Genomic DNA, 2,190 nt, shown 5'->3' with positions numbered 1-2,190 from the left:
TTCAATACCAACCACTGTGGTACTGGTTTCAACTTCCTCAAAAAGATTAAGAGAGCTTACAAGACCAGGTTGAAACTCATAGTTTTCAATGGCTTTCATCATTGTGATGCTTGAGAAAGCATCATGTTTAAAAAAATTCATATCCATGTGTGCATTCTCCTATCGCAATAGAATGTTGTTTTTGTCTTCTAAAGACTGAATGGCTGCTTTCTTTTGCTCATCCGTGATGGCATCTGGCCATAGCAGTTCAGAAGCTTTTACAGTGCATAAGCGTGCTGTAATCACGGCACGTTGATCTGCTTCTGTTGCGTCAATAGTGGCAAAAGAAATCCCTGCCGGTGTTTGACTGCCATCTGATGCTGCTGGATTAAGGGGGGTATATTTTTGTGATGCTGTAATTTTCCCCATGACAGTTCCAGCTTCAATGAATGCTCCTGATGCAAACAGCACTTCTTCATTTGACATATCGGGGTCGTAGGGTCCAAGATAAGCGCCATTGCGTACGTCGTCATAAATAATATTCGTCATTTCACTGCCCTCCAAGCTGCTTCCCATTTTGCATAAATCTTTGCCTTGCTCGTCCCATCACTATGAGGGGTATAAGGCGAGACTTTTAAAGACGCGCTTTGAGAGCTAGCAGCCGTCAACACACACTGGCGTGCTTTCTCGACACTCATACCGTTTTGAATAGCTTTTGCTGCGTCAAAAGAAACGCCTAAGTGCTTTGCTTGCCTTTCAAGGGTTGTTAGTGCTTTTGCGCGCTTTCTTTCTTTTTCAAGAGCAGCTTTTATGTTTTCCTGCTTGTCCTCATTGTCTTCATCTTCATCTTCGTTTTCTTCTTCATCGTCGAAGTCTTCGGCGTTTTTGTCGATGTCACTATCGTCTTCGTCCTCTTCCTCGTCATTGATGATGTCGACGATCTTTTCGTCATCATCTTCTTCAGCGCGGTATTGTGTGCGTGCCATGTGTTTTGTCCTTCTTTTTCTGTTGATGTTGGGTTTTGTGATATGGAATCCGTTAAGGCTTCCAAAGCTTGCGCAAGGGTGCCCTGCGCATCTGCTAATCCAAGGGTGATCGCTTGGGTGCCTATAAAAGTTTCTGCTTTTGTGTCACGAATTGCAGCAGCATTTAAGCGTCTGTTTTGCGCCACCAAATCGACAAACATCTCGTAGAGCAGGGCGCAATCGGCTTGCATTTTTATCTGTGCTGTATCGCTCAAGGGTTCATGAGGGTTGCCATGGGTTTTGTGATCACCTTCAAAGACAAAGGTCCATTTATGCCCGTGTTTTTCATCTGCACGGGACTGGTCAAGATGGGCACAAACAACCCCAATCGAGCCCACAACCCCTGTGCGAGCTACCCATATTTGAGAAGCCGCACAAGCAATGGCATAAGCTGCAGAACAAGCAAACTCATTGGCATGTGCCCAAATGGGCTTGTCGTATTGTTTTGAGAGTGTTTGAAACTCTTCAACCAAATCAAACACACCACCGGCTTCTCCACCGCCGCTATCAATATCAAGTAAAACAGCGCGAACATCAGGTTGTGCAATGGCTTCACGAAAAGAAGCGCTTAAACCTTCATAAGAGGTTAGCCCCGATAAAGCCCCAAGCCATGCACCACGGCGCACAAGCGTGCCATGAACCGGTATTATGGCAACATTGTTTTGTACTACATAAGTTTCAGGGGGTCTTAAAGCTTCTGTATTCTCTTGCGAATAAGCTTCAATGGGAAACTTTTCTCCCTCAAAAAGGCGTGGTGCAAGAGCATTCAAAATGATATCAAGCTTTGTCGAGGCAAGCATATGTGGAACCCCAAAAAGCCGTGATGCCAAGAACGGCATATCAAGATTATTCACCATTTTTATGTGCCTCACTGCCTTGGTTGCTTTCATAAGTCTCAGAAGGGTCTGAATCTTCATCATCAATCGCTTGATTTTCACCAGCGGGTGCCGCCATATCCGTATCAAAAGATAAGCCGCGCGCACGAGCATCTGTGTGCTCTTCTTCAAGTTCGGCATGAATGCTGTCGATATCAAAGCCACGCTCGGCAAGTGCCATGCGTCGTGTTTTCAAGCCTGCACGGATTTCTTCTTTTTCCGCTGAGATATCCTTGTTTGGATCAATCATTTCAAGCGGGGGTGCAAAGCTTTCACATTGAAGCCATGGCAAGGAATTTTCTTCCCACCCT

3 protein-coding genes and 2 pseudogenes are annotated in these 2,190 nt (G+C 45.4%); all 5 read right to left on the bottom strand.

All coding sequences use genetic code 11. The features are described 5' to 3' along the window. A pseudogene (locus tag ACFIMC_RS03190) lies at positions 1 to 147 on the bottom strand (major capsid protein); the annotation flags it as partial. 12 nt (positions 148 to 159) lie between these two features. Next, positions 160 to 528 carry a head decoration protein gene (locus tag ACFIMC_RS03185; RefSeq protein WP_375680963.1) on the bottom strand — a complete coding sequence of 123 codons (369 nt, stop codon included), beginning with the start codon at positions 526 to 528 and terminating at the stop codon, positions 160 to 162. Further along, complete coding sequence (locus tag ACFIMC_RS03180; RefSeq protein ID WP_246350187.1) at positions 525 to 677, bottom strand: hypothetical protein; 153 nt, start codon at positions 675 to 677, stop codon at positions 525 to 527. Before ACFIMC_RS03180 ends, ACFIMC_RS03185 begins: the two co-directional genes overlap by 4 nt. Positions 678 to 787: 110 nt before the next feature. Beyond that, positions 788 to 1,861, bottom strand: coding sequence for a S49 family peptidase (locus tag ACFIMC_RS03175; protein ID WP_375680962.1), 1,074 nt, complete (start codon positions 1,859 to 1,861; stop codon positions 788 to 790). After that, positions 1,851 to 2,190: pseudogene (locus ACFIMC_RS03170) on the bottom strand (phage portal protein); the annotation flags it as partial. The gene ACFIMC_RS03175 and the pseudogene ACFIMC_RS03170, both read right to left, overlap by 11 nt.

This window comes from Bartonella sp. AP21QHHD (genome assembly GCF_042196205.1).
In the GTDB taxonomy this organism is placed as follows: Bacteria; Pseudomonadota; Alphaproteobacteria; order Rhizobiales; family Rhizobiaceae; genus Bartonella.
Note: the sequence above shows the minus strand (reverse complement) of the source record. Positions and strands in the feature narration are given on the sequence as shown.